The organism is Streptomyces sp. NPDC097595 (assembly GCF_044761525.1).
Classification (GTDB): domain Bacteria; phylum Actinomycetota; class Actinomycetes; order Streptomycetales; family Streptomycetaceae; genus Streptomyces; species Streptomyces drozdowiczii_A.
On record NZ_JBIWCN010000042.1, the window covers coordinates 1 to 1,195 of the forward strand.

Here is a 1,195-nt window from a genome sequence, read left to right on the forward strand (position 1 = left end):
TGAGCTGGGGGTGGCCGCAGAGACCAGCGAGAAGCGACTGTTTACTAAAAACACAGGTCCGTGCGAAGCCGTAAGGCGATGTATACGGACTGACGCCTGCCCGGTGCTGGAACGTTAAGGGGACCGGTTAGCTGCTCTTCGGGGTGGCGAAGCTGAGAACTTAAGCGCCAGTAAACGGCGGTGGTAACTATAACCATCCTAAGGTAGCGAAATTCCTTGTCGGGTAAGTTCCGACCTGCACGAATGGCGTAACGACTTCTCGACTGTCTCAACCATAGGCCCGGTGAAATTGCACTACGAGTAAAGATGCTCGTTTCGCGCAGCAGGACGGAAAGACCCCGGGACCTTTACTATAGTTTGATATTGGTGTTCGGTTCGGCTTGTGTAGGATAGGTGGGAGACTTTGAAGCGGCCACGCCAGTGGTTGTGGAGTCGTCGTTGAAATACCACTCTGGTCGTGCTGGATGTCTAACCTGGGTCCGTGATCCGGATCAGGGACAGTGTCTGATGGGTAGTTTAACTGGGGCGGTTGCCTCCTAAAGAGTAACGGAGGCGCCCAAAGGTTCCCTCAGCCTGGTTGGCAATCAGGTGTTGAGTGTAAGTGCACAAGGGAGCTTGACTGTGAGACCGACGGGTCGAGCAGGGACGAAAGTCGGGACTAGTGATCCGGCAGTGGCTTGTGGAAGCGCTGTCGCTCAACGGATAAAAGGTACCCCGGGGATAACAGGCTGATCTTCCCCAAGAGTCCATATCGACGGGATGGTTTGGCACCTCGATGTCGGCTCGTCGCATCCTGGGGCTGGAGTCGGTCCCAAGGGTTGGGCTGTTCGCCCATTAAAGCGGTACGCGAGCTGGGTTTAGAACGTCGTGAGACAGTTCGGTCCCTATCCGCTGTGCGCGTAGGAATATTGAGAAGGGCTGTCCCTAGTACGAGAGGACCGGGACGGACGAACCTCTGGTGTGCCAGTTGTTCTGCCAAGGGCATGGCTGGTTGGCTACGTTCGGAAAGGATAACCGCTGAAAGCATCTAAGCGGGAAGCCTGCTTCGAGATGAGTATTCCCACCCTCTTGAAGGGTTAAGGCTCCCAGTAGACGACTGGGTTGATAGGCCAGATGTGGAAGCCCGGTAACGGGTGGAGCTGACTGGTACTAATAGGCCGAGGGCTTGTCCTCAGTTGCTCGCGTCCACTGTGTT

Annotated in this window: 1 rRNA gene; it reads left to right on the plus strand. The window is 55.8% G+C overall.

The features are described from left to right. Positions 1-1,173, plus strand: a 23S ribosomal RNA gene (locus ACIQZN_RS34915); the annotation flags it as partial. Positions 1,174-1,195 lie beyond the last annotated feature (22 nt).